This window comes from Streptomyces caeruleatus (assembly GCF_001514235.1).
GTDB classification, from domain to species: Bacteria; Actinomycetota; Actinomycetes; order Streptomycetales; family Streptomycetaceae; genus Streptomyces; species Streptomyces caeruleatus.
Genome location: NZ_KQ948940.1, coordinates 135,779 through 154,781, shown reverse-complemented (window position 1 = coordinate 154,781; position 19,003 = coordinate 135,779). Strand labels below are relative to the sequence as shown.

The window sequence follows — 19,003 nt, the reverse complement described above, 5'->3', positions numbered from 1 at the left end:
CGACCATGCCCGGCCCCGGCGGCAACGGCTCCGTTACCCGGAGCACCCTGCGGCAGCAGATCGCGGACGCCCTCCGCGACGAGGTGCTGGCCGGCCGCCTCCAGGCAGGACGGGAGTTCACCGTCAAGGAGATCGCCGAACAGTACGGCGTCTCCGCGACCCCCGTCCGCGAGGCCCTCGTCGACCTCTCCGCGCAGGGCCTGCTGGAAGCCGACCAGCACCGCGGCTTCCGCGTGCACGAGTACTCCGTGGACGACTTCCGCGGCATCGTCGAGGCCCGCAGCCTGGTCACCAACGGCATGTTCCAGGTCCTGGCCACGGACACCGCCCGCCACCGGGACCCCGACGACCCCCAGGTCCACGCCGCCGTGGTCGGGGTACGCCGCCGCGCCGAGGAGGCCCAGCGCGCCGCGACGGCAGGCGACCTCACCGTACTGATCGGCTACGACCTGCGTTTCTGGCGCGAACTGGGCGCTCTCTTCGGCAACCCCTACCTCTCCGACTTCCTGCACAGGCTGCGCGTGCAGTCCTGGGTCTGCGCCGTCCAGCACCTGCGCCACATCGACGATCTCCGCGGCCACCTGTGGTGCGGGCACACCGACCTGGTCGACGCCCTGATGCGCCGCGACCTGTCCAAGGCCCGCTCGATCATCGCCGACCACGACGCGGGCTCCCTGGCCCTGATCGAGCGACTGGCAGCCGAATGAGCCGCGAGCGGGAGCTGCCGAAGGCCCCCGACCGCTCCCAGGCACCGGCCCACCCGGACCTCTCGGTCGTCATCCCCGCCTACAACGAGGCACACCGCCTGCCCCGCACCCTCGACGCCCTCACCGACCACCTGTCCACCGCCGACACCCCCTGGGCGAACTGGGAGATCATCGTCGCCGACGACGGCTCCACCGACGCCACCGCCGATCTCGTCACCGCCCGCCAGGACCCCCGTATCCGCCTGGTCGCCACCCCCCGCAACCGAGGCAAGGGCCACGCCCTCCGCCTGGGCGTCGCCGCCTCCGCCGGGCGCCGGGTGCTCGTCACGGACGCCGACCTCGCGACGCCGGTCGAGGAGCTGGAGCGGCTGGACAAGGCGCTCGCCGAGGGCAACAGCGCGGCGATCGGATCCCGTTCGGTCCCCGGGGCCACGATCGGCGCCCGGCAGCACCGGCTGCGCGAACTCCTGGGCCGCGCAGGCAACTTACTCATACGCCGCACGGTCGTCCCGGGCATCCGCGACACCCAGTGCGGCTTCAAGCTCTTCGACGGCGACCACGCCCGCGAGGCCTACGCCGCCTCCCGCGTCAACGGCTGGGCCATAGACGTGGAGGTGCTACGGCAGCTGCGCCGAGCCGGCCTGACCATCGCCGAGGTCCCCGTCCACTGGTCCCACCAGCCCGGCTCGAAGGTCGCCCCGCTGGACTACGCCCGCGCCCTCACCGAGTTCACCCGCATCGCCCTCCGCCCGCCGCACTCCCCCCGCTCCCCCAGCTTCCCCCGCTCCCCCCGCTTCCCACGGAGCCCGCGCCGCCCCGCCGACCTCCTCGCCCCCTTCCTCTTCCTCCTCATGTCGGTGGCCCTCTACTCCGGCCGCTTCTTCGACCCGGCCCGCCGCTACCTCCCGGACTCCCTGCGCGACCAGGACCAGTGGGAGTGGTTCTTCGCGGTCACGGCCGACAACGTCGCCCACTTGCGCAACCCCCTCTTCTCCGACCTCCAGGGCTTCCCCGACGGCGTGAACCTCATGGCCAACACGGTCATGCCGGGCCTGTCCGTCCCGCTGACGCCCCTCACCCTGGCCGCCGGTCCCGCGGTCACCCTCAGCCTGGTCATGACGCTGGGCCTGGCCGCCACCGCGGCCGCCTGGTACTGGCTGATCGTCAAGCACGTCGTACGCGGCCGGATCGCGGCCTTCCTCGGCGCGTCCCTGGCCGCCTTCGCACCGCCCATGGTCAGCCACGCCCACGGGCACCCGAACTTCATCGTCCTCTTCATGATCCCGCTGATCATCGACCGCGCCCTGCGCCTGTGCACGGGCACCCGGGTCGCCCGGGACGGGATCGTGCTGGGTCTGATGGCGGCGTACCAAGTCCTCCTCGGCGAGGAGCCGTTGCTGCTGGCGGCGCTGGGCATGCTGCTGTTCGCCGCCGCCTACGCCGTCGTACGACGGGATGTCGCACGCGCCGCCTGGCGGCCGCTGCTCCGAGGCCTGCTCATCGGCGCCTCCGTCTGTCTCCCCCTCGTCGTCTACCCCTTGGTCTGGCAGTTCGCCGGGCCGCAGAGCTACACGGACATCGAGCACAACCCGCGCTCGTTCAACAGCCCTCTCGCCCTGCTCTCCTTCGCCGAGCGGTCCTGGCTCGCGGGCGACGCCGAGACGGCGAACGCCCTGGCCTTCAACACCACCGAGCAGAACGCCTTCTACGGCTGGCCACTGGTCCTCCTCGCCTCCGTGATTCTCGTACGGCTGTGGAGGCAGGCCCTGGTCAAGGCGCTGGCGTTCACGGCGGTGGCGGCGGCGTTCCTGTCCCTGGGACAGGAGTTCCGCATTCCGCTGACGGACGTCACCCTGCCCGGCCCCTGGGCACTCCTCGCCGACAAGCCGCTGTTCGAGGCGGTCATCGAGAGCCGGGTCGCCATGGTCTGCGCCCCCGCGCTGGGCATGCTGATCGCCATCGCCGTGGACCGGCTGCCGGCGGCCCACCCCGCGTGGACGCGCCAGGTCGGCCTACTCGGCGTCGGTCTCGCCCTGCTCCCCCTCGTCCCCGCCCCGCTCCGGGCGGTCGACCGCGCCGAGGTGCCCGCGTTCATCGCGGACGGGACCTGGTCGGCGTACGTCCGCGAGGGCGAGTCGCTCGTGCCGGTGCCGCTGCCGGACCCCGGCGACGCGGAGGCACTGCACTGGCAGACCGAGGCCGGCCTCGGCTTCAAGCTGCCCGGCGGCTACTTCAACGGCCCCTACGGCGACGAACGCGTCGGCATCTACGGCGCCGAGCCCCGCTTCACCTCCAACCTCCTGCGGGACGTACGCAACTCGGGCGAGGTCCCCCCGGTCAACGCGTCCTGGCGGGAGCAGGCCCGGATCGACCTGGCGTACTGGCGGGCGGGCGTCCTGGTGCTCGCCCCGCACCCGAACGACAGCGCCCTGCGTGAGACCGTGGAGAAGCTGGTGGGCCGCCCGGGGAGGTGGGTGGACGGAGTGTGGGTATGGGACCTGCACGAGCGGGGACTTGTCCGAGGGACCGCACGAGACGGGGCCTAGGGGGGTCCGCCCCCGAGCCGCACCGATTACCCTTCCCTGACCGACGTGCTACGCGACTGTGCGAGGAGCCCTCTTTTGGCCTGTGACCTGTGGCTGGTACCGCTTGTCGACGTGTTGTGCCACACCCCCGACAACCCCTTCGCCGAGGAACTCGCGCAATACAACAAGGTGCTGGCCGAGGCGGGGCTGCCGCCGGTGCCGGTGTACCAGTACATGCCGGGCCTGTCCGGGGACGTCGCACCGGTCGCCGGCTTCGACTACGACGCGCTGCACTTCCTGCGCCGCGCGTACCTGCTCCAGGTCTGCGGCCTCCCGGTGACCCCGGTCGACGAACTGGGCGGCGACTACGAACAGCTCCTGGAGATGTTCGAGACCACGGCCAAGCAGTCCCACCTGGTCTGGCACTACGACCACGCGGGCGCCTACGTCCCCGTGGACTTCCCCGGCCCGCTCTCCAACGACGAGCTCCTCGCGGGCGGCGGCCCGCTGGGCTCCTCCCAGGCGCTCCTGCGCGAGCTGGAGTTCGTGGCCCCGGTCATCGGCATCGACCCGGCCAACCCCCCAGCGGCCCCCCAGGCCCCGCTCACCCCGACGGCCTTGGAGGAACCGGCGGTCCCGGCTCCCTACGACCCGAGCCCGTTCGCCCGTGAACGGCACGTGTGGCTCGGGCTGCACGCGGCGGCGACACGGAGCCTGGCACAGGGTTCGATGATCGTCTTCAGCTGACCGCTGACCTACCGGCCTACTTCAGCTGGGACAGCCCCTTCTGCACGTCGTCGAGATTCATCACCGGCGTGTAGTCCACCTGTGCCCCGAACTGCTCGAAGAGCGGCTCGGTGAGCGGCGGCATCTGGGCGGAGTCCTGCATGTCGAAGACCAGGAACATCGTGCGGACCCCGTTGGTCGCGGTGAAGTAGGACGCCTCCGGCTTGAACGCCTCCATGAGCTCCTGCATCACCTGCGGCATCTTGCCGCTGCGGATGACGTCGTTGGTCTTGCCCGTGTCGAGCCGGGCCTGGAGCAGCACGCGCATAGCACTCCCCTTCCTCGGGTCCTGTTTCCACGCTATGCGCGCTATGCGGGCTATGCCCGCTGAGGGGAGGGAGCCAAGGCCCCTCCCCTCGGGATCATCTCCGGGTCACCGCTGACACGGCAGCCTGATGGTGCGAACGAGGGGCATGTCCGCGTACTGATCCGGCTCGACCGTCAGGACGTGACGCCCGTCCGGCCAGTCGGGCGTCGGCCGGGACAAGTGGACCGCATGGCCGAGCCGCCACTCCACCCCGTCACGCAGCAGAGCGCCCACGGTCGACGCACCCGCGAAGTCCAGCTCGACGATCTCAACGGCGGGCAGAGCTGCGACATGCTCGGCGAGCCCCTTGCGCATACCGTCGGCGGCGGCCAGGCAGAGTGCCGGAACGTACACATGCCGAGTGGGCCCGTGCTCGGTGTTCGAGACGAACTGCGAGGCCAACGAGTTCCCCGAGCCCAGCGCCAGCAGAGCCGACTCGTCGAAGACGACGCCGGTCGACCCGGCCCTCGTCGCACTCACAGGCTGTCCACGGGCCGACCGGCCTCAAGGTCCTGCCAGACCTTCTCCACCCTGTCGTGGTCCTCGTCCGTGAGCGTCACACCGAAGTGCGTCTCGCAGTACGCCTTGGTCTCCTCGTACCGCTTGCGCAGCTCCTCCTGCGTCGGCGTGGCCCCCGCCAGCTCTGCGATCAGGTCGCGCATCGTCATCCCGCGCTCGCGGGCGAGCACCATGAGGCGGTCACGGACAGCGGGGTCGACCTTGACGGTGGTGTCAGCCATTACGCCAGTATACCTGCGGTATACCGTCTCGGTCCGCTCAAGTAATGCAGTCATCGCATTCCTTCCTGTTGAGTTGACCCGGCCCTACGGCTGCACGACCGGGAGTCCCCATTCGCCTACGCGGGCACCGCTCGCCCCTTCAGCAGCCCCCGGACGAGTTCACCGCCTCGTCGCACGGCCGACCGCCACGACCAGGCATCGGACCTGCGGAGCTCGACCTCGACCACCGTGACGGGAGAGACGGTTGGCGCGGGCGGACAGCCGCGCCTCAGGCACGCCTCGACATGGGCCGCCGCCGAGTACACCGGCCCCGGCCACTCGTACGCCAGCGCCGCCCGCACCCGCGCGACGCCGGCACCCCGCGCCCACCACTCCTCCACGAGCGGCGCGAGCCGCATCGCCTCGGGGCCGTCGAGCGTGAGCCGGGGATCGATGTCCCGGAGCGAGATGAGCAGGTGCGCGGCACGCACGGTCATCCGGCTCGGCGCGTGCCGTTCCTCGGTTTCCTCGACTTCTGCGAATTCACCCGTGGGTGGTAAGACTTCGCACGGCGAGTCGAACACCTCGTAGACGACGGTACGTCGACCGGCCCGGTCACCCTCCCGCACCACCCGCCGCAGATACCGCAGTTCCTCCAGCTCACGCAGGGCGGCAGCGCTCCCGCCCCGACCGGTTCGGGTGCTCACGCGGGCACCGTTCGGGAGGGTCCATAGGTACGCCAGTACGTCCACCGCGGGCCAGGAGATGCTCCGGTCGCGGAGAAGGGCGGCAGAGAAGCCTGAAAAGACGCGCGCAGGCGTCGTACGATGAGAAAGCATCCGGAGGTGTTCGCTCCTGGTGTCGAGCCCCCGGGTGTTGGCGCACCGCGGGGGCATTTCTTTGCTGCCGTGACTCTAAGGCCACGCAAAGCGCGGATTGCAAGCTGAAACCACCTTTTCCCAGGCGGAAGTTCACGTTCTTCACTCCTGCGAGTGAAGGACGGTGCACAGCAGGCGCGTGTGCACCAGGCGGTCGGGGGTCGGGCCAGGCGCGGTGGGACGTACTGCCGACCGGCACGAAGAAGTAGACCCCGCGCCGGCCCGTCGCAGACTCGACGATCGGCCCCGGATCACCACCGGTCATCCGAGCGAGCCAGTCGGCGACGTCCCGGCCCTCCTCGCCGTCGACTCTGATCGCGTCGAACTGGACGCCCGCCTTGCGAAGTTGAATGCCGGTCGCCGGAACCCAGCTCAGGTCGGTTTGCGTTTTCACAGGGCCAGTTTGCGGGCGCGCAGCTAGCTTGATCCATGACTCTGAGTCGCCGGTTGAACACGGTTGAGTGGCGGCGTCCGCGAGTTGTGACCGGTTGAGTTCGGTTGAGTTCGGAGGTGACCGCAATGGCGCGGGCGGAGAACAAGTCGGAGGCGGGCGGCACGGCACATCTGGTCGCCGCCCTGGCGAAGCGTTGCGTGAGCAACAGGGGCTTACGCAGCCGCAGTTGGGCGAGAAGCTCGGGTACACGGCGGCGGCGATCAGCGCGATGGAGACATGTGCGCAGCCCGCGAGCGATCAGATGCTGGTGGGGTTGGAAGCGGAGCTCGGGAGTGGGCTGGGCGTCTTCGAGGAGGCGCGTAGGTGGATGTTGCTGGAGAAGTACCCGGCTCGCTTCCGGGGGTTTTCGGGGCTGGAGGCAGGGGCGAGCACGATCTGCTCGTACGAAACCTTGGTCGTCGACGGACTGTTCCAGACCGAGGACTACGCACGGGCACTGATCGGCGGTGGCTATCCCCCGGTGTCCGAGCAGAAGCGCGAGGAACTGGTCGAGGCCCGGCTGGCCCGTAGGGCCCTCTTCGAACGGGACCCGGCACCGCTGATCGAGCTGATCCTCGAAGAAGGCGTGCTGCGGCGGCCGTTTGGTAGCCGGGAGATCATGCGTGGACAATTGCGCTCGCTGGCCGAGGACGCGCAAAGGGACAATGTGTGCGTGCAGGTGCTGCCTCTGGAGCGTGCGCTGCGCGGAACGTACGCAGGCGCCTGCGGCCCCATGAAGCTCGTAGAGACCGAGGACCACCAGCACGTCATCTACTTGGAAGTCGAAGACCAAGGGATTCTCGTCAGCGATCCGGCGGAGGTATCCCCCTGAGTCCCGACGAATCACTGGCCTTCATCGAGCGGTTGGCAGGAGAGGAACGATGACAGGCACCGGAAGCCTTCGCTGGTTCAAGTCGAGCTACAGCGACAGCAGTGGCGGCAACTGCCTCGAAGTCGCCGCATGCCCCCACACCCCCACCGCCACCGCCACCATTCGCATCCGCGACTCAAAGAACCCGGACGGGCCCATGGTCGCGGTGTCCGGCGATGCCTGGGCGGCCTTCCTCCCCACCGCCCCCCTCACCCCTTAGCTCGAAAAACTGCAACACCTTCTCCTCATCTGTCGCACTTTCGCCGAAAGGCTCCCTCCCTCGGGCTGCCATGCTCCCCGGCATGAGCGGATCGACCCCCTCCGTCTGGCAGCCGGGCCGGGCCACGGTATATCGCGCGGTCTTGGACGCGCTGACCGAGTACGGCCCCCGGCGGACCGGAGTGACACACATCGCGCGCCTGGCCCGCTGCAACCGCTCGTACCTCTACCGGAACTGGGCGAACCCGCAGGCGCTGCTCCGGGAAGCCACGCTGTCCGAACTGCGACGCGTGCTGCACGTGGCCCGTGAGGTACGGGAACCTTTGCCGGCCGGGTGCCTTGAGGCACGCGTCGTGGTGCGCGCGGCGCGCCTGGTGCGGGAACACCCAGTCGTGCGGACCATGGCCCGTACGGATCCGGAGCTGTTTCACGCCGCGATCCTGCGACCGACCACCGCCTGGCACACACTGACGTGGTTCTGGCTGCACGAGCATGTGACGGGACGCCTTACAGGAGCCGCGGAGCGAGACCGCACCAGCCTGGCCGTCCTCACCACGGCACTCCCCTACGCCCTCACACCCCCCGCGGACCCCTCAGACGCCGAGGAACGCGCCAAAATCGACGCCCGACTGAACACGACCATCCACCTCTGCCTCACACTCCCCTTGCCGTGCACTGACTGTGACCTCTGAAGTGCCCGGCAACCGAGGCTTGACATCTCCAACTGTGGCTCATCACACGGTAGTTGACCACCGCCCTCTGGGGATGCTCCGATGGTCCGTTGCTGCTGCTCGCTGTCGTCGGTCCCTGTGGGCAGCGTGGCGCAGACATCTCTGTCCAGGCGGCTGGGCCTACGCCTTGAGCGTGGCACCGTCCACGAGCTGAAGCGGGCGGCTCATGCCGAGCGCTCGGAGGCCAAGAACGCCGTCGACGCCACCGAAACTCGGCGGCGGCAACGCATCCACACGTTGGAGCGTCAACTGGCCGAAATACGCTCGCCGAGTGACCCCTTGTTGCGACCTCGACTGGGCGAGCTGGCACTGCACCGATCGCCGACAGACGCCGTACAAGTGCCCGCACGCACAGTCGACGAAGCCGAGTTTCTCGAAAAACGTGAGGCAGACGAAGCCAGGCTGAAGGAAGAACTGGAGCTTGCCAGGGGCGACACCTCCGATCAGGACGCAGCGCGTGAGCGACTGTCGCAGGTGACGCTGGAACAACAGCAGGACCCCCGCCCCGAGCACGCCCGCCGCGAGCTGGAGGCGGCGCGGGACCGCTGGCAGGCGCTCACCGGACGTCGTCCGCCCGGTTGAGCGCCTGCCGCGGAGGGATCTACAGGAACGAGTTGATCTCGATCGTCTCGTCCCGGCCCGGCCCGACGCCGATCGCGGAGATCGGCGCGCCGGACATCTCCTCCAGCGCCTTGACGTACGCCTGGGCGTTCTTCGGGAGGTCGGAGAAGGACTTGGCCTTGCTGATGTCCTCGCTCCAGCCCGGCAGCATCTCGTAGACCGGCTTCGCGTGGTGGAAGTCGGACTGGGAGTACGGGAGTTCCTCGACGCGCTTGCCGTCGATCTCGTACGCCACACAGACCGGGATCTGCTCCCAGCCGGTCAGGACGTCCAGCTTGGTGAGGAAGAAGTCGGTCAGGCCGTTCACGCGGGTCGCGTAGCGGGCGATCACGGCGTCGAACCAGCCGCAGCGGCGGTCACGGCCGGTCGTCACGCCCCGCTCGCCGCCGATGCGGCGCAGCGCCTCGCCGTCCTCGTCGAAGAGCTCGGTCGGGAAGGGGCCGGAGCCGACGCGGGTCGTGTACGCCTTGAGGATGCCGATGACCCGGCTGATCTTCGTCGGGCCGACACCGGCGCCCGTGCAGGCGCCGCCCGCGGTCGGGTTCGAGGACGTGACGAACGGATACGTCCCGTGGTCGATGTCTAGCAGCGTGCCCTGGCCGCCCTCGAAGAGGACCACCTTGTCGTCCTCAAGGGCCTGGTTGAGGATCAGGACCGTGTCGGCGACGTACGGCTTGATCTTCTCGGCGTAGTCCAGCAGCTCCTCGACCACCTGGTCGACGGCGATGGCGCGCCGGTTGTACAGCTTGGTGAGCAGCTGGTTCTTGACGTCGAGGGCCGCCTCGACCTTCTGGGTGAGGATCGACTCGTCGTACAGGTCCTGCACGCGGATACCGACGCGGTTGATCTTGTCGGCGTAGGTCGGGCCGATGCCGCGACCGGTGGTCCCGATCTTCCGCTTGCCGAGGAAGCGTTCCGTCACCTTGTCCACCGTCACGTTGTACGGCGTGATGATGTGTGCGTTTCCGCTGATGAGGAGCTTGGACGTGTCGACGCCGCGCTCGTTCAGACCGCTCAGCTCGGAGAGCAGGACCGACGGGTCGACGACGACGCCGTTGCCGATGACCGGGGTACACCCCGGGGACAGGATTCCGGAAGGGAGCAGGTGGAGGGCGTACTTCTGATCACCCACGACTACCGTGTGGCCGGCGTTGTTGCCGCCCTGGTAGCGCACCACATAGTCGACGGATCCGCCTAGCAGGTCCGTCGCCTTTCCCTTGCCTTCGTCACCCCACTGAGCACCGAGCAGCACAAGTGCGGGCACGCGCGTACACCCCTTCCGGGCGGGGCATGTCCAAGGTCAGGGGTGTACACGGAGGGTCTTGACCGTGTACACCACGACAGGTCGCGACCGTCGTTGGCCGTGAACCGTCGGACCGGATGGCCCCGGAATAGACGAAGCCCCTGGCGCAATAGCGCAAGGGGCTCTTGCACAAAGATGCTACCCGAGGAAGCGAGGCATGGCCGAGGTGGCGACTTTCGCGATGTCCGATCAGCTGCTGGTGGTGATCGATCCGGTTGCCCGGCGGACGGACGGGGAGTCCGTCAGGATCGCGAAAGACGTGCTCAGCGCGGGTGCGGCGACGAAGGTGTGTCTGCCGGACGATCCGGACGAGTTCGCCCGCGCACTGACCCGCAGGGGCTCGCGGCGACCCGTGGTCGTGGGCGACGACCGGGCGCTGACCCGTGCCGTGACGTTGCTGCACCGGCAGCGGGAGCTGGCGGAATGCGTGCTGTCGGTGGTGCCGGTCGGCGCCGCGCTGTCGCTGGCGGAATCCCTCGGGGTGCCGACGGGGGCCGTGGCGGCGGCCCGGGCCGTCCTGGACGGCGCGGAGCGGCGCCTGGACCTGCTCGTGGACGACAGCGACGGCGTGGTTCTCGGCGGACTGCACATCCCGCCGATACGAGACCCCGCCGCGCCGGCCGGGGCCACCGCGGTGGGGGCGGGCGCGGGACGGCCCTGGCTGCGGACCTGCCAGTCGCTGGTGCGGACCCTGGTGCCTGCCCGGGGCGACTCCCCGGCCGCGTCCGGGCCGTCCCGGCTGCGCGTCGAGGTCGACGGGGCGACGCTGGTGGACCTCGACCAGCCGGTGGAGGCGGTGTCGGTGGCGCCGGGGGTCGCCGGGGTGGCCGAGGTGGAGGTCCGGCCGCTGTCGGTGGGCGCGGAGGCCTCGCCGCTGCTGGCCGCGGGGCGGACCGTGACCGTGTCGGGGGCGCATTTCCGGTACCGGGCGGACACGGAGGTGTCGGGGCCGGTGCGGACGCGGACGTGGGTGGTTCGGGAGGGGGCTTGGGGGCTTACGGTGCCGGGGCGGACGTGACCACGTCGTCGTCTTCGGGTCCCTCGAAGTCGGCGGTGTCAAGCGGGCAGTCGAACGGCTCCGGAAGGTAGAGCTTTTCACCGAAAGGCTTGGTGAACCGCCCCTGGTAGCCCTTGTCCGACGGGGACCAGAAGACGGTGGCCTGCTCCTCCTGCATGTCCAGGACCAAGTAGACGGGAACGCCTGCCTTGCCGTAGACCTCGACCTTGTCGGTCAGGTCGTCGTCCCGGGTGGAGGGGGATGTCAGCTCGGCGACGAAGGAAAGGGCTTCTCCGTCAAGACGGTTGCTGGTGCTGCGGCGGGCCCGCCGGTGAGCAGCGTGGATGTCGGGGCCGTAGGCCCGTTCGAGGCCTGGGAAGACGTAGAGCAAGGGGCCCCATGTGATGCGGTGCTCGTCGGGCAGATGAGGACGCAGTTGATCGCAGACCACATCCATCACGTCCGCGTAGTACGCCTTCGACCACGGCGACATGACGATGCTCCCCCTGATGATCTCGGCCTTGTAGCCGTCGGGCACGTTCAGCTCGTCGAGGAGGTCCAACAGCTCCTCGAATTCGTTGCGAGGCTTGGTGCCGCTCATCACCGGTCGCTCTGCCATGAGTGTCATGATGCGCCCTCCCCCTCGATACGGACCAGCCGCAACTCAGCGTAGCCACTCCACTACACCTGCGCAGTCGATCACCGGAATAGGAGATCAGCCCTGCCCGAACGTCCGCTCCCGGTGCACCCGCCAGCGCTCCATCATCGACGCGACCTCGACCTCGACGAACTCGAAGAAGGCGAGGGTCTCGGCCAGGCGGCGGCCTGCCGGGGTGTCCGGGCCGAGGCTGTTGACGCCGTCGCGCAGGGCCGCCTCCCATCGCTTGAGGACGGCCTCCCGGTTCGTCAGGGCCTCGTACCACTGGTCGCCGTGCACCCGGTAGCGCTCCCGGCGCGAGCCGGGCTCCCGCTCGCGCGACACCATGTGCGTCTGGGCGAGGTAGCGCACCGCGCCGGAGACGGCGGCGGGGCTGATCTGGAGCTGTTCGCTCAGTTCGGCGGAGGTCAGCACGCCCTTGTCGGAGGCGAGCAGCGCGGCGAAGACGCGGGCGGCCATGCGCTGCATGCCGGCCTCGACGAGCTGCGCCGCGAAGGACTCCACGAACTTCGACACGGACTCCGCGTCCCGGCCGGCCCCGGCTGATTCCGTCATGCGCGTATCCGTGTGCCCGTCCATGCACCCATCCTATCGGGGCTTCATACGCTTCCTTAACTTCACAAATTTCTGAAAGAAGCGTACGTTCTGAAGCATGACGAAGGCAATCACCGTCTCCGGACTGCACAAGTCGTTCGGCAGGACGCACGCGCTCGACGGCCTCGACCTGGACGTCGAGACCGGCGAGGTCCACGGTTTCCTCGGTCCCAACGGCGCCGGCAAGTCCACCACCATCCGTGTCCTGCTCGGCCTGCTGCGCGCCGACTCCGGCGGCGCGCAGGTGCTCGGCCGCGACCCCTGGGCGGACGCGGTGGAGGTGCACCGGCGCATCGCCTACGTGCCGGGTGACGTGACGCTGTGGCGCAACCTCTCCGGCGGCGAGGTCATCGACCTCTACGGCCGGCTCCGCGGCGGCCTCGACAAGGGGCGGCGGGCGGAGCTGATCGAGCGATTCGAGCTGGACCCGACCAAGAAGGGCCGGACCTACTCCAAGGGCAACCGCCAGAAGGTCGCCCTCGTCGCCGCGTTCGCCTCCGACGTCGACCTGCTGATCCTCGACGAACCGACCTCCGGCCTGGACCCGTTGATGGAGGAGGTCTTCCAGCGCTGTGTCGAGGAGGAGCGCGAGCGCGGCCGTACGGTCCTGCTCTCCTCGCACATCCTCAGCGAGGTCGAGGAACTCTGCGACCGGGTCAGCATCATCCGCAAGGGCCGTACGGTCGAGAGCGGTTCGCTCGCCGACCTGCGCCATCTGACCCGGACGAACGTCACGGCCGAACTGGCGGGCCCGCCCAACGGGTTGTCCCACCTCCCCGGGGTCCACGACCTCGACGTCCAAGGCATGCGCGTCCGCCTCCAGGTCGACACCGACAAGCTCGACGCCGTACTGCGCTCGCTCAGCGAGTCCGGCGTACGGTCGCTGACCTCGACGCCGCCGACGCTGGAGGAACTGTTCCTGCGGCACTACCAGGACGACGTGCCGGAGGAGGTGGCCGCACGATGACCGCCACCGCCTTCGGCGTACGACCGGCGGGCTCGCGCCAACTGGCGGGCACCGCGACGCTGTTGCGCTTCGCACTGCGCCGCGACCGGCTGATGATCCCGGTCTGGGTGGGCGTGAACGCGCTCATGATCCTCTCCATGCCGAACACCCTGGAGAACCTCTACGCCAGCCCGGCGGACCGCGCCAACCTCGTCCAGGACACGGCCGCCAACGCCTCCTTCCGCGCCCTGATCGGCCCGGTCTTCGACGACTCGATCGGCGCGCTGACAGCCTGGCGCGTCGGCGTGTACGCGGGCGCCCTCGCGGCCGTACTGAGCATGCTCCTCGTCGTACGGCACACCCGGGACGAGGAGGAGAGCGGCCGTCAGGAGCTGGTGGCGTCCGGGATGGTGGGGCGCAGGGCCTCTCTCACGGCGGCGCTGCTGACGGCGGTGGTCGCGAACGCCGTACTGGCGCTGCTGGTCACGGCCGGGCTCGCCGGCCAGGGCACCGCCGGCGCACTGGCGCTCGGGCTCGGTCTCGCCGGGGTCGGCATGGTCTTCGCCACGCTGGCCGCGATCGTCGCCCAGTTCACGGAGAGCGCGCGGCTGGCGCGGGGGCTGACGGCGGGGCTGGTGGGCGCCGCGTTCGTGCTGCGCGCGGCGGGCGACTCGGCGTCGGACGACGGTTCGTCGGTGCTGACGTGGGTGTCGCCGTTGGGGTGGCTGGAGAACCTGCGGCCGTTCGCGGGCGAGCGGTGGTGGGTGCTGCTGCTGTTCGCGGGGGCGGCCCTGGTGCAGGGTGCGGTGGCGTACGAACTCGCCGGGCGCCGGGATGTGGGGATGAGTTTCCTGCCCGCCCGGCCCGGGCCGGCCACCGGCCGCCTCGGCACGGCTGCGGCGCTGGCCTGGCGGCTGCAGCGCGGGAGCGTGCTCGGCTGGTCGATCGGCTTCTTCCTGGCCGGGGTCGTCTACGGCGGGCTGACCGACGGGGTGGCCGATCTGGTCGGGGACAACGACAACGCGCGGGAGATCTTCGAGCGGATGGGGGGTCAGGCCGGCCTCACGGACGCGTTCTTGGCGTCGATGGTGGGGATGCTGGGACTGATCGCCGCGCTGTATGTGGTGGCGTCGGTGCTGCGGCTGCACGGCGAGGAGACGTCGGGGCGGGCGGAGCCTTTGCTGGCCAACGCGGTCGGGCGCCTGCGGTGGGCCTCCGGCCATCTGACCATCGCCTTCGGCGGCTCCGCGCTGATCATGCTCCTGGCGGGGCTGGGCTTCGCGGTCGGCTACGGCAAGGAGGTGGGCCCGATCCTGGGCGCCTGCCTGGTACAGCTCCCGGCGGTGTGGGTCGTCGGCGGCCTGGCGGTCCTGCTGTACGGGGTGCTGCCTCGGGCGGCGATGGGGGCGTGGGGGGTGGCGGGGGCTGTGCTGCTGATCGGCTGGGTGGGCCCTGCGCTGGATGCTCCGCAGGCGGTGCTGGATCTGTCGCCGTTCGGGCATCTGCCGAAGTTGCCGGGTGGGGGGATGGAGTGGGGGGCCGTGCTGGTGCTGCTGGTGCTGGCGGTGGGGCTGGCCGCCGCGGGGCTGGTGGGGTTGCGGCGGCGGGACATGACGAGCTGAGGGGATCGGTTCAGTCGACGTACTGCTTGAGCTTCTCTGTGTCGAGTTCGATGCCGAGGGGCTCCGGGACTACGAGCGGGACACCGAAGGGTGCTGTGCGGCAGTTGCCGTACCCGACATCCCGTTCCGGATCGCTGTAAAGCTTGGCCGTGCAGGCGTCCCGGTCGATCAACAAGTAGAACGGGATACCTGCGGCGCCGTAGGCAACCGGCTTCTCCTGGCGGTCACGCTTGTCGGTGTCGGAGACGTACGACGTGACCTCAAGTACCAGGAGCACTCCGCTCGGATCGGCCCACTGGCCGTGCCCGGCGAAGTAGTCCTCGGGCACGACCACCGCGTCAGGAACAGCCCGCCCCTCGCGGTACTTCTCCACCCTCAGTCCTTGCCCCTGGTACACGTCCAGGTCCGGCCTCGCTCGCAAGCAGCGCTTGTTCAGCCACACGACAGCGCTGTTGTGGTCGCCATCGGCCACCTTCTTGACCCCGATCCGTCCGTTGATGAACTCCAACCTGACGGCGTCGTCGGTCTCCCTGGCCGCGAAAGCGGCGATCCTCTCGAACTCTTCCACCGACATCTGGGGCGACTGCAACACGCGCTCTGCCATAACCGTCATGGTGCCTCCCTTCGCAGGCGGGCACCAGCTTGACGAGACACTCGTGAAGGCCGCTCGGAATCGCTCGCTGATCACTCGAACAGGTGATCACCGAACCTCAACGCTCAGCCCCTCCAACCCCCGGATCACGAAGTTCGGCTTCCGCTCCGGCTCGGCGGCCAAGCTCAGAGTCGGCGCCTGTTCCAGCAGCGCCGTCATCGACGCCGCCAGCTCGATGCGGGCCAGCGGAGCCCCGATGCAGTAGTGGATGCCGGCGCTGAAGGAGATGTGCGGGTTCTCCGTGCGGGTCAGGTCGAGGCGGTCGGGGGCGTCGAAGACCTCGGGGTCGTGGTTCGCGGAGCCGAACAGCATCGCGATCTCCGTGCCCCTCGGGATCACCGTCCCGTCGATCTCGATCTCGTCCAGCACCCACCGCTCGAAGAGCTGCAGCGGGGTGTCGTAACGCATCAGCTCCTCGATCGCCGACGGGACAAGGGAGTGGTCGGCGCGCAGGGCGGTCAGCTGGTCGGGGTTGCGGAACAGGGCCCACCAGCCGTTGACCGTGGCGTTCACCGTGGCCTCGTGGCCGGCGTTGAGGAGGAGGACGGCCGTGGAGATCATCTCCTGCTCGGTGAGGCGGTCGCCCTCGTCGTGCGCCTCGATCAGGCCCGAGATCAGGTCGTCGCCCGGCTCCTTGCGGCGGGCCGCGATCAGCTCACGGAGGTACTCCGAGAACTCGACCGAGGCCCGGACCGCCTTCGTCGCCGTCTCCTGCGACGGGTTCAGCTCGTACATCCCGCAGATGTCCGCCGACCAGGGGCGGAGCGGGGCCCGGTCCGACTCGGGGATGCCCAGCATCTCGGCGATCACCGCCACCGGCAGGGGCTCCGCCACGTCCGTCAGCAGGTCGCCGCCGCCCGCCTCCACCAGCCCGGACACCAGCTCACCCGCCAGCTGCTGCACATACGGCTTCAGCCGCTCCACCGTGCGCGGCGTGAACGCCTTCGACACCAGCCGTCGGATCCTGGTGTGGTCCGGCGGCTCCAGGTCGAGCATCCCGTGGTCGTTGAGGACGTGGAACGGCTCGTGCTCCGGCGGGGGCGCGGTCCGTCCGAAGTCGTCGTGGGTGAAACGGTGCTGGTACGTCCGGCCCAGGCGGCGGTCGCGCAGCAACGCCGAGACGTCCGCGTGGTGCGGGACCAGCCACTGGTTCGTGGGCTCGTAGCGGTGCACCCGGCCCTGGGCACGCAGTTCCGCGTAGGCGGGGTACGGGTCGGCCAGGAACGCCGGGTCCCACGGGTCGAAGGCGAGGGCGGAGGGAGCTGCCATGTCCGGACGTTAGCCCGGGCTCCCCCTGCCTGACCAGGGGGTCGGTCGGTGGGCGCGGGTCGGTCGGCGGGTGCGGATCCGCTCAGCCCGGTGTGACCAACCGTGCCTCGTACGCGAACACCGCCGCCTGCGTACGGTCCCGCAGCCCCAGCTTCACCAGGATCCGGCTGACGTGGGTCTTGATCGTCGACTCGGCGACCACCAGCCGCTCGGCTATCTCCGAGTTCGACAGGCCCTGCGCGATCAGCACCAGCACCTCGGTCTCCCGCTCGGTCAGATCCCCGTACGCCGCGTGCGCGGAGGACATCAGACGGGGGGAGTCGGACAGCTTGGAGAACTCCGTGATCAGGCGTCGGGTGACGGAGGGCGCGAGAAGGGCCTCGCCGGCCGCCACCACCCTGACCCCGTCGGCGAGCTGGCGGGCCGAGGCGTCCTTCAGCAGGAAGCCGGAGGCTCCCGCGCGCAGCGCCTGGTACACGTACTCGTCGAGGTCGAAGGTGGTCAGCACCAGCACCTTGGACGTGCTGTCGGCCGCGACGATCTCGCGGGTCGCCTCGATGCCGTTCAGCTCCGGCATGCGGATGTCCATCAGCACGATGTCGGGGGAGAGTTCACGGACCCGGTCCACCGCTTCCCGGCCGTTGACCGCCTCGCCGACGACCTCGATGTCCGGCATCGCGTTCAGCAGGACCGAGAAGCCCTCGCGCACCATCATCTGGTCGTCCGCGATCAGCACGCGGATGGTCATGAGCCGTCCTCTGTCGTCGTCACGACCGGCAGGAACACGGCCACCTCATAGCCGCCGTCCTCCGTCCGGCCCGCCGTCATCTCGCCGCCCAGCATCGTGACGCGCTCCCGCATCCCGGTGATGCCGTGCCCCGCACCCGGTGAGGGCTTCACCAGGGCCGGCGCGGGCGGCGGGCCGCTGACTATGCGCAGTCCGAGGCCACCGAGCACGTACCCGATCTCCACCCGGGCACTCGCGCCGGGCGCGTGCCGCAGGCTGTTGCTGAGCGCCTCCTGCACGATCCGGTACGCCGACAGCTCCACGCCCGGCGGCAGCTCGCGGACCGCGCCGGTCGTCGTCTTCTCGACGGTCAGTCCCGCGTCCCGCACGTTCGCCAGCAGCGCGTCCAGGTCGGCGAGGGTGGGCTGCGGGGCGTCCGGGGCCTCGTAGTCCTCGGCGCGGACGACGCCCAGGATGCGGCGCAGTTCGGTGAGCGCCGCCACCGCGTTCTCCCGGATGGTGACGAAGGCCCGCTCCAGCTCCGGCGGCGGGTTCTCCACCCGGTAGGGGGCGGCCTCCGCCTGGATGGCGACGACCGACATGTGGTGGGCGACCACGTCGTGCAGCTCCCGCGCGATCGTCGTACGCTCCTCCAGCAGGGTCCGCTTGGAGCGCTCCTGCGCGGTCACGGTCAGCTGGGCGGTGACCTCCTGCCGGGCGTCGCGGCGTATGTGCCAGAGGGCGACGACGAGGAGGACCATCGTGGAGATGACCATCATGGGGCCGGTGTTGGTGCCGTAGTAGCCACCGCCGACACCGGCGTCCGCCAGGAGGCCGTACGCCCCCGTCACCCCCCACATCCACACCGCCGTGCGGGGCCTGGTGCGAACGGCCACGACGGTCAGCACGGTCAGGTGGCAGGCGAGGCTGCCCGGCATCCACGGCCATTCGCCCGCGCCGCCGATCACCGCGACGATCGGGGTGGCGGCCATGGACAGCCAGAACGCTCCGACGGGCCGCGCCATGGTCAGCAGAATCGGGATCGCGCAGAGGGGCCCCACCAGCAGGGCCGGCCCGTTGGTGTCGACACTGCCGATGAACAGGGTGAACAGGGCCGCCGTGGCGATCACGGCGTGCGGTGTCCAGGCCGCGTACTCACGCAGACGGCCGGGCAGTCGGCGGGTCAGCGGGCCGTCCACCCGCATGCGCTGCAGCGGACGGTAGGCGAACGCGTCGTGGAACAGGTCCTGCCGCAGCCCTTGCAGGGCGTCCGCGGCCAGCCGGAACTCCGGGCTGCGCGGCTTGGCCCCGTCCCCCGGTGGCGGTGTCTGCATGTGAGTCGTCTCGGTCACGTACAGAACGGTAGGCGCAAGGCGGTGTCGCGGTCGTCCCCAGTGAGAGGGGTTCCCGCAGGTCCATCTCAGGTACTACGGGTATC

The 19,003-nt window shown here is 69.9% G+C and carries 20 protein-coding genes and 1 pseudogene; 10 read left to right on the top strand and 11 right to left on the bottom strand.

The features are described from left to right. Window positions 1–5 precede the first annotated feature (5 nt). From AQJ67_RS37805 to AQJ67_RS37795, 3 genes are all read left to right on the top strand, one after another. On the top strand, window positions 6–707 hold the full coding sequence (locus tag AQJ67_RS37805; protein WP_062724009.1) for a GntR family transcriptional regulator: 702 nt from the start codon (window positions 6–8) through the stop codon (window positions 705–707). Continuing rightward, window positions 704–3,253, top strand: coding sequence for a dolichyl-phosphate beta-glucosyltransferase (locus tag AQJ67_RS37800; RefSeq protein WP_062724008.1), 2,550 nt, complete (start codon window positions 704–706; stop codon window positions 3,251–3,253). Before AQJ67_RS37805 ends, AQJ67_RS37800 begins: the two co-directional genes overlap by 4 nt. A gap of 75 nt (window positions 3,254–3,328) precedes the next feature. Further along, window positions 3,329–3,979, top strand: a complete 651-nt coding sequence (locus AQJ67_RS37795) for a phospholipase D-like domain-containing protein (protein WP_062724007.1) — start codon at window positions 3,329–3,331, stop codon at window positions 3,977–3,979. A gap of 16 nt (window positions 3,980–3,995) precedes the next feature. On the opposite strand, the gene AQJ67_RS37790 is transcribed toward AQJ67_RS37795, so the two are convergent. From AQJ67_RS37790 to AQJ67_RS37775, 4 genes are all read right to left on the bottom strand, one after another. Next, window positions 3,996–4,286: a hypothetical protein gene (locus tag AQJ67_RS37790; protein ID WP_062724006.1), complete on the bottom strand. Its 291-nt coding sequence runs from the start codon at window positions 4,284–4,286 to the stop codon at window positions 3,996–3,998. A gap of 105 nt (window positions 4,287–4,391) precedes the next feature. Continuing rightward, the gene (locus AQJ67_RS37785) at window positions 4,392–4,805 is read right to left on the bottom strand and encodes a PIN domain-containing protein (protein WP_062724005.1); all 414 of its coding nucleotides are present in this window, start codon (window positions 4,803–4,805) and stop codon (window positions 4,392–4,394) included. Continuing rightward, a complete protein-coding gene (locus tag AQJ67_RS37780; protein ID WP_232108223.1) occupies window positions 4,802–5,065 on the bottom strand; it encodes a hypothetical protein in 264 nt (87 codons plus the stop codon). Before AQJ67_RS37780 ends, AQJ67_RS37785 begins: the two co-directional genes overlap by 4 nt. 116 nt (window positions 5,066–5,181) lie before the next feature. After that, complete coding sequence (locus tag AQJ67_RS37775) at window positions 5,182–5,751, bottom strand: hypothetical protein (RefSeq protein ID WP_107123089.1); 570 nt, start codon at window positions 5,749–5,751, stop codon at window positions 5,182–5,184. 681 nt (window positions 5,752–6,432) lie between these two features. Here AQJ67_RS37775 and AQJ67_RS37770 point away from each other — a divergent pair. The 4 genes and pseudogenes from AQJ67_RS37770 to AQJ67_RS48000 all read left to right on the top strand — a co-directional run bounded on the left by AQJ67_RS37770 (window position 6,433) and on the right by AQJ67_RS48000 (window position 8,758). Next, window positions 6,433–7,240 (top strand): annotated as a pseudogene (locus tag AQJ67_RS37770) (helix-turn-helix domain-containing protein). Then, on the top strand, window positions 7,237–7,446 hold the full coding sequence (locus AQJ67_RS46180) for a DUF397 domain-containing protein (protein ID WP_079056432.1): 210 nt from the start codon (window positions 7,237–7,239) through the stop codon (window positions 7,444–7,446). Before AQJ67_RS37770 ends, AQJ67_RS46180 begins: the two are co-directional and overlap by 4 nt. A gap of 82 nt (window positions 7,447–7,528) precedes the next feature. Further along, window positions 7,529–8,137, top strand: coding sequence for a TetR/AcrR family transcriptional regulator (locus AQJ67_RS37765; protein ID WP_159058914.1), 609 nt, complete (start codon window positions 7,529–7,531; stop codon window positions 8,135–8,137). A gap of 126 nt (window positions 8,138–8,263) precedes the next feature. Next, window positions 8,264–8,758, top strand: coding sequence for a hypothetical protein (locus AQJ67_RS48000; protein ID WP_159058913.1), 495 nt, complete (start codon window positions 8,264–8,266; stop codon window positions 8,756–8,758). A 19-nt stretch (window positions 8,759–8,777) separates the two neighbouring features. On the opposite strand, the gene AQJ67_RS37755 is transcribed toward AQJ67_RS48000, so the two are convergent. Then, entirely contained in the window at window positions 8,778–10,061 is a 1,284-nt protein-coding gene (locus tag AQJ67_RS37755; RefSeq protein WP_062724000.1) for an adenylosuccinate synthase, read from the bottom strand. Between the two features lie 196 nt (window positions 10,062–10,257). Here AQJ67_RS37755 and AQJ67_RS37750 point away from each other — a divergent pair, with 196 nt between their 5' ends. Next, window positions 10,258–11,118 carry a diacylglycerol kinase family protein gene (locus tag AQJ67_RS37750; protein ID WP_062723999.1) on the top strand — a complete coding sequence of 287 codons (861 nt, stop codon included), beginning with the start codon at window positions 10,258–10,260 and terminating at the stop codon, window positions 11,116–11,118. On the opposite strand, the gene AQJ67_RS37745 is transcribed toward AQJ67_RS37750, so the two are convergent. After that, window positions 11,096–11,725 (bottom strand): Uma2 family endonuclease, encoded by a 630-nt coding sequence (locus AQJ67_RS37745; protein WP_062723998.1) that lies wholly within the window; start codon window positions 11,723–11,725, stop codon window positions 11,096–11,098. The genes AQJ67_RS37750 and AQJ67_RS37745 overlap by 23 nt on opposite strands. A gap of 87 nt (window positions 11,726–11,812) precedes the next feature. Next, window positions 11,813–12,310: a GbsR/MarR family transcriptional regulator gene (locus AQJ67_RS37740; protein WP_062723997.1), complete on the bottom strand. Its 498-nt coding sequence runs from the start codon at window positions 12,308–12,310 to the stop codon at window positions 11,813–11,815. Between the two features lie 97 nt (window positions 12,311–12,407). Here AQJ67_RS37740 and AQJ67_RS37735 point away from each other — a divergent pair, with 97 nt between their 5' ends. Beyond that, window positions 12,408–13,316 carry an ABC transporter ATP-binding protein gene (locus tag AQJ67_RS37735; RefSeq protein WP_062723996.1) on the top strand — a complete coding sequence of 303 codons (909 nt, stop codon included), beginning with the start codon at window positions 12,408–12,410 and terminating at the stop codon, window positions 13,314–13,316. Next, window positions 13,313–14,917 (top strand): ABC transporter permease, encoded by a 1,605-nt coding sequence (locus AQJ67_RS37730; protein WP_062723995.1) that lies wholly within the window; start codon window positions 13,313–13,315, stop codon window positions 14,915–14,917. The genes AQJ67_RS37735 and AQJ67_RS37730 overlap by 4 nt, the downstream gene beginning before the upstream one ends. Before the next feature lie 10 nt (window positions 14,918–14,927). Here AQJ67_RS37730 and AQJ67_RS37725 read toward each other — a convergent pair whose 3' ends face one another. The 4 genes from AQJ67_RS37725 to AQJ67_RS37710 all read right to left on the bottom strand — a co-directional run bounded on the left by AQJ67_RS37725 (window position 14,928) and on the right by AQJ67_RS37710 (window position 18,917). Further along, on the bottom strand, window positions 14,928–15,530 hold the full coding sequence (locus AQJ67_RS37725; protein WP_062723994.1) for a Uma2 family endonuclease: 603 nt from the start codon (window positions 15,528–15,530) through the stop codon (window positions 14,928–14,930). Window positions 15,531–15,617: 87 nt separating this feature from the next. Continuing rightward, a complete protein-coding gene (locus AQJ67_RS37720; protein WP_062723993.1) occupies window positions 15,618–16,838 on the bottom strand; it encodes a cytochrome P450 in 1,221 nt (406 codons plus the stop codon). Window positions 16,839–16,920: 82 nt separating this feature from the next. Then, window positions 16,921–17,586 carry a response regulator gene (locus AQJ67_RS37715; protein ID WP_062723992.1) on the bottom strand — a complete coding sequence of 222 codons (666 nt, stop codon included), beginning with the start codon at window positions 17,584–17,586 and terminating at the stop codon, window positions 16,921–16,923. Continuing rightward, window positions 17,583–18,917: a sensor histidine kinase gene (locus AQJ67_RS37710; RefSeq protein ID WP_079056431.1), complete on the bottom strand. Its 1,335-nt coding sequence runs from the start codon at window positions 18,915–18,917 to the stop codon at window positions 17,583–17,585. The genes AQJ67_RS37715 and AQJ67_RS37710 overlap by 4 nt, the downstream gene beginning before the upstream one ends. Window positions 18,918–19,003 lie beyond the last annotated feature (86 nt).

Bases quoted from the DNA above. Each gene is read 5' to 3' on its own strand.
- AQJ67_RS37715 (WP_062723992.1), bottom strand. From the start codon at position 17,586: ATGACCATCCGCGTGCTGATCGCGGACGACCAGATGATGGTGCGCGAG.
- AQJ67_RS37745 (WP_062723998.1), bottom strand. From the start codon at position 11,725: ATGACACTCATGGCAGAGCGACCGGTGATGAGCGGCACCAAGCCTCGC.
- AQJ67_RS37800 (WP_062724008.1), top strand. From the start codon at position 704: ATGAGCCGCGAGCGGGAGCTGCCGAAGGCCCCCGACCGCTCCCAGGCA.
- AQJ67_RS37725 (WP_062723994.1), bottom strand. From the start codon at position 15,530: ATGACGGTTATGGCAGAGCGCGTGTTGCAGTCGCCCCAGATGTCGGTG.
- AQJ67_RS37735 (WP_062723996.1), top strand. From the start codon at position 12,408: ATGACGAAGGCAATCACCGTCTCCGGACTGCACAAGTCGTTCGGCAGG.
- AQJ67_RS37790 (WP_062724006.1), bottom strand. From the start codon at position 4,286: ATGCGCGTGCTGCTCCAGGCCCGGCTCGACACGGGCAAGACCAACGAC.
- AQJ67_RS37730 (WP_062723995.1), top strand. From the start codon at position 13,313: ATGACCGCCACCGCCTTCGGCGTACGACCGGCGGGCTCGCGCCAACTG.
- AQJ67_RS37720 (WP_062723993.1), bottom strand. From the start codon at position 16,838: ATGGCAGCTCCCTCCGCCCTCGCCTTCGACCCGTGGGACCCGGCGTTC.
- AQJ67_RS37740 (WP_062723997.1), bottom strand. From the start codon at position 12,310: ATGACGGAATCAGCCGGGGCCGGCCGGGACGCGGAGTCCGTGTCGAAG.
- AQJ67_RS46180 (WP_079056432.1), top strand. From the start codon at position 7,237: ATGACAGGCACCGGAAGCCTTCGCTGGTTCAAGTCGAGCTACAGCGAC.
- AQJ67_RS37805 (WP_062724009.1), top strand. From the start codon at position 6: ATGCCCGGCCCCGGCGGCAACGGCTCCGTTACCCGGAGCACCCTGCGG.
- AQJ67_RS37780 (WP_232108223.1), bottom strand. From the start codon at position 5,065: ATGGCTGACACCACCGTCAAGGTCGACCCCGCTGTCCGTGACCGCCTC.
- AQJ67_RS37765 (WP_159058914.1), top strand. From the start codon at position 7,529: ATGAGCGGATCGACCCCCTCCGTCTGGCAGCCGGGCCGGGCCACGGTA.
- AQJ67_RS37750 (WP_062723999.1), top strand. From the start codon at position 10,258: ATGGCCGAGGTGGCGACTTTCGCGATGTCCGATCAGCTGCTGGTGGTG.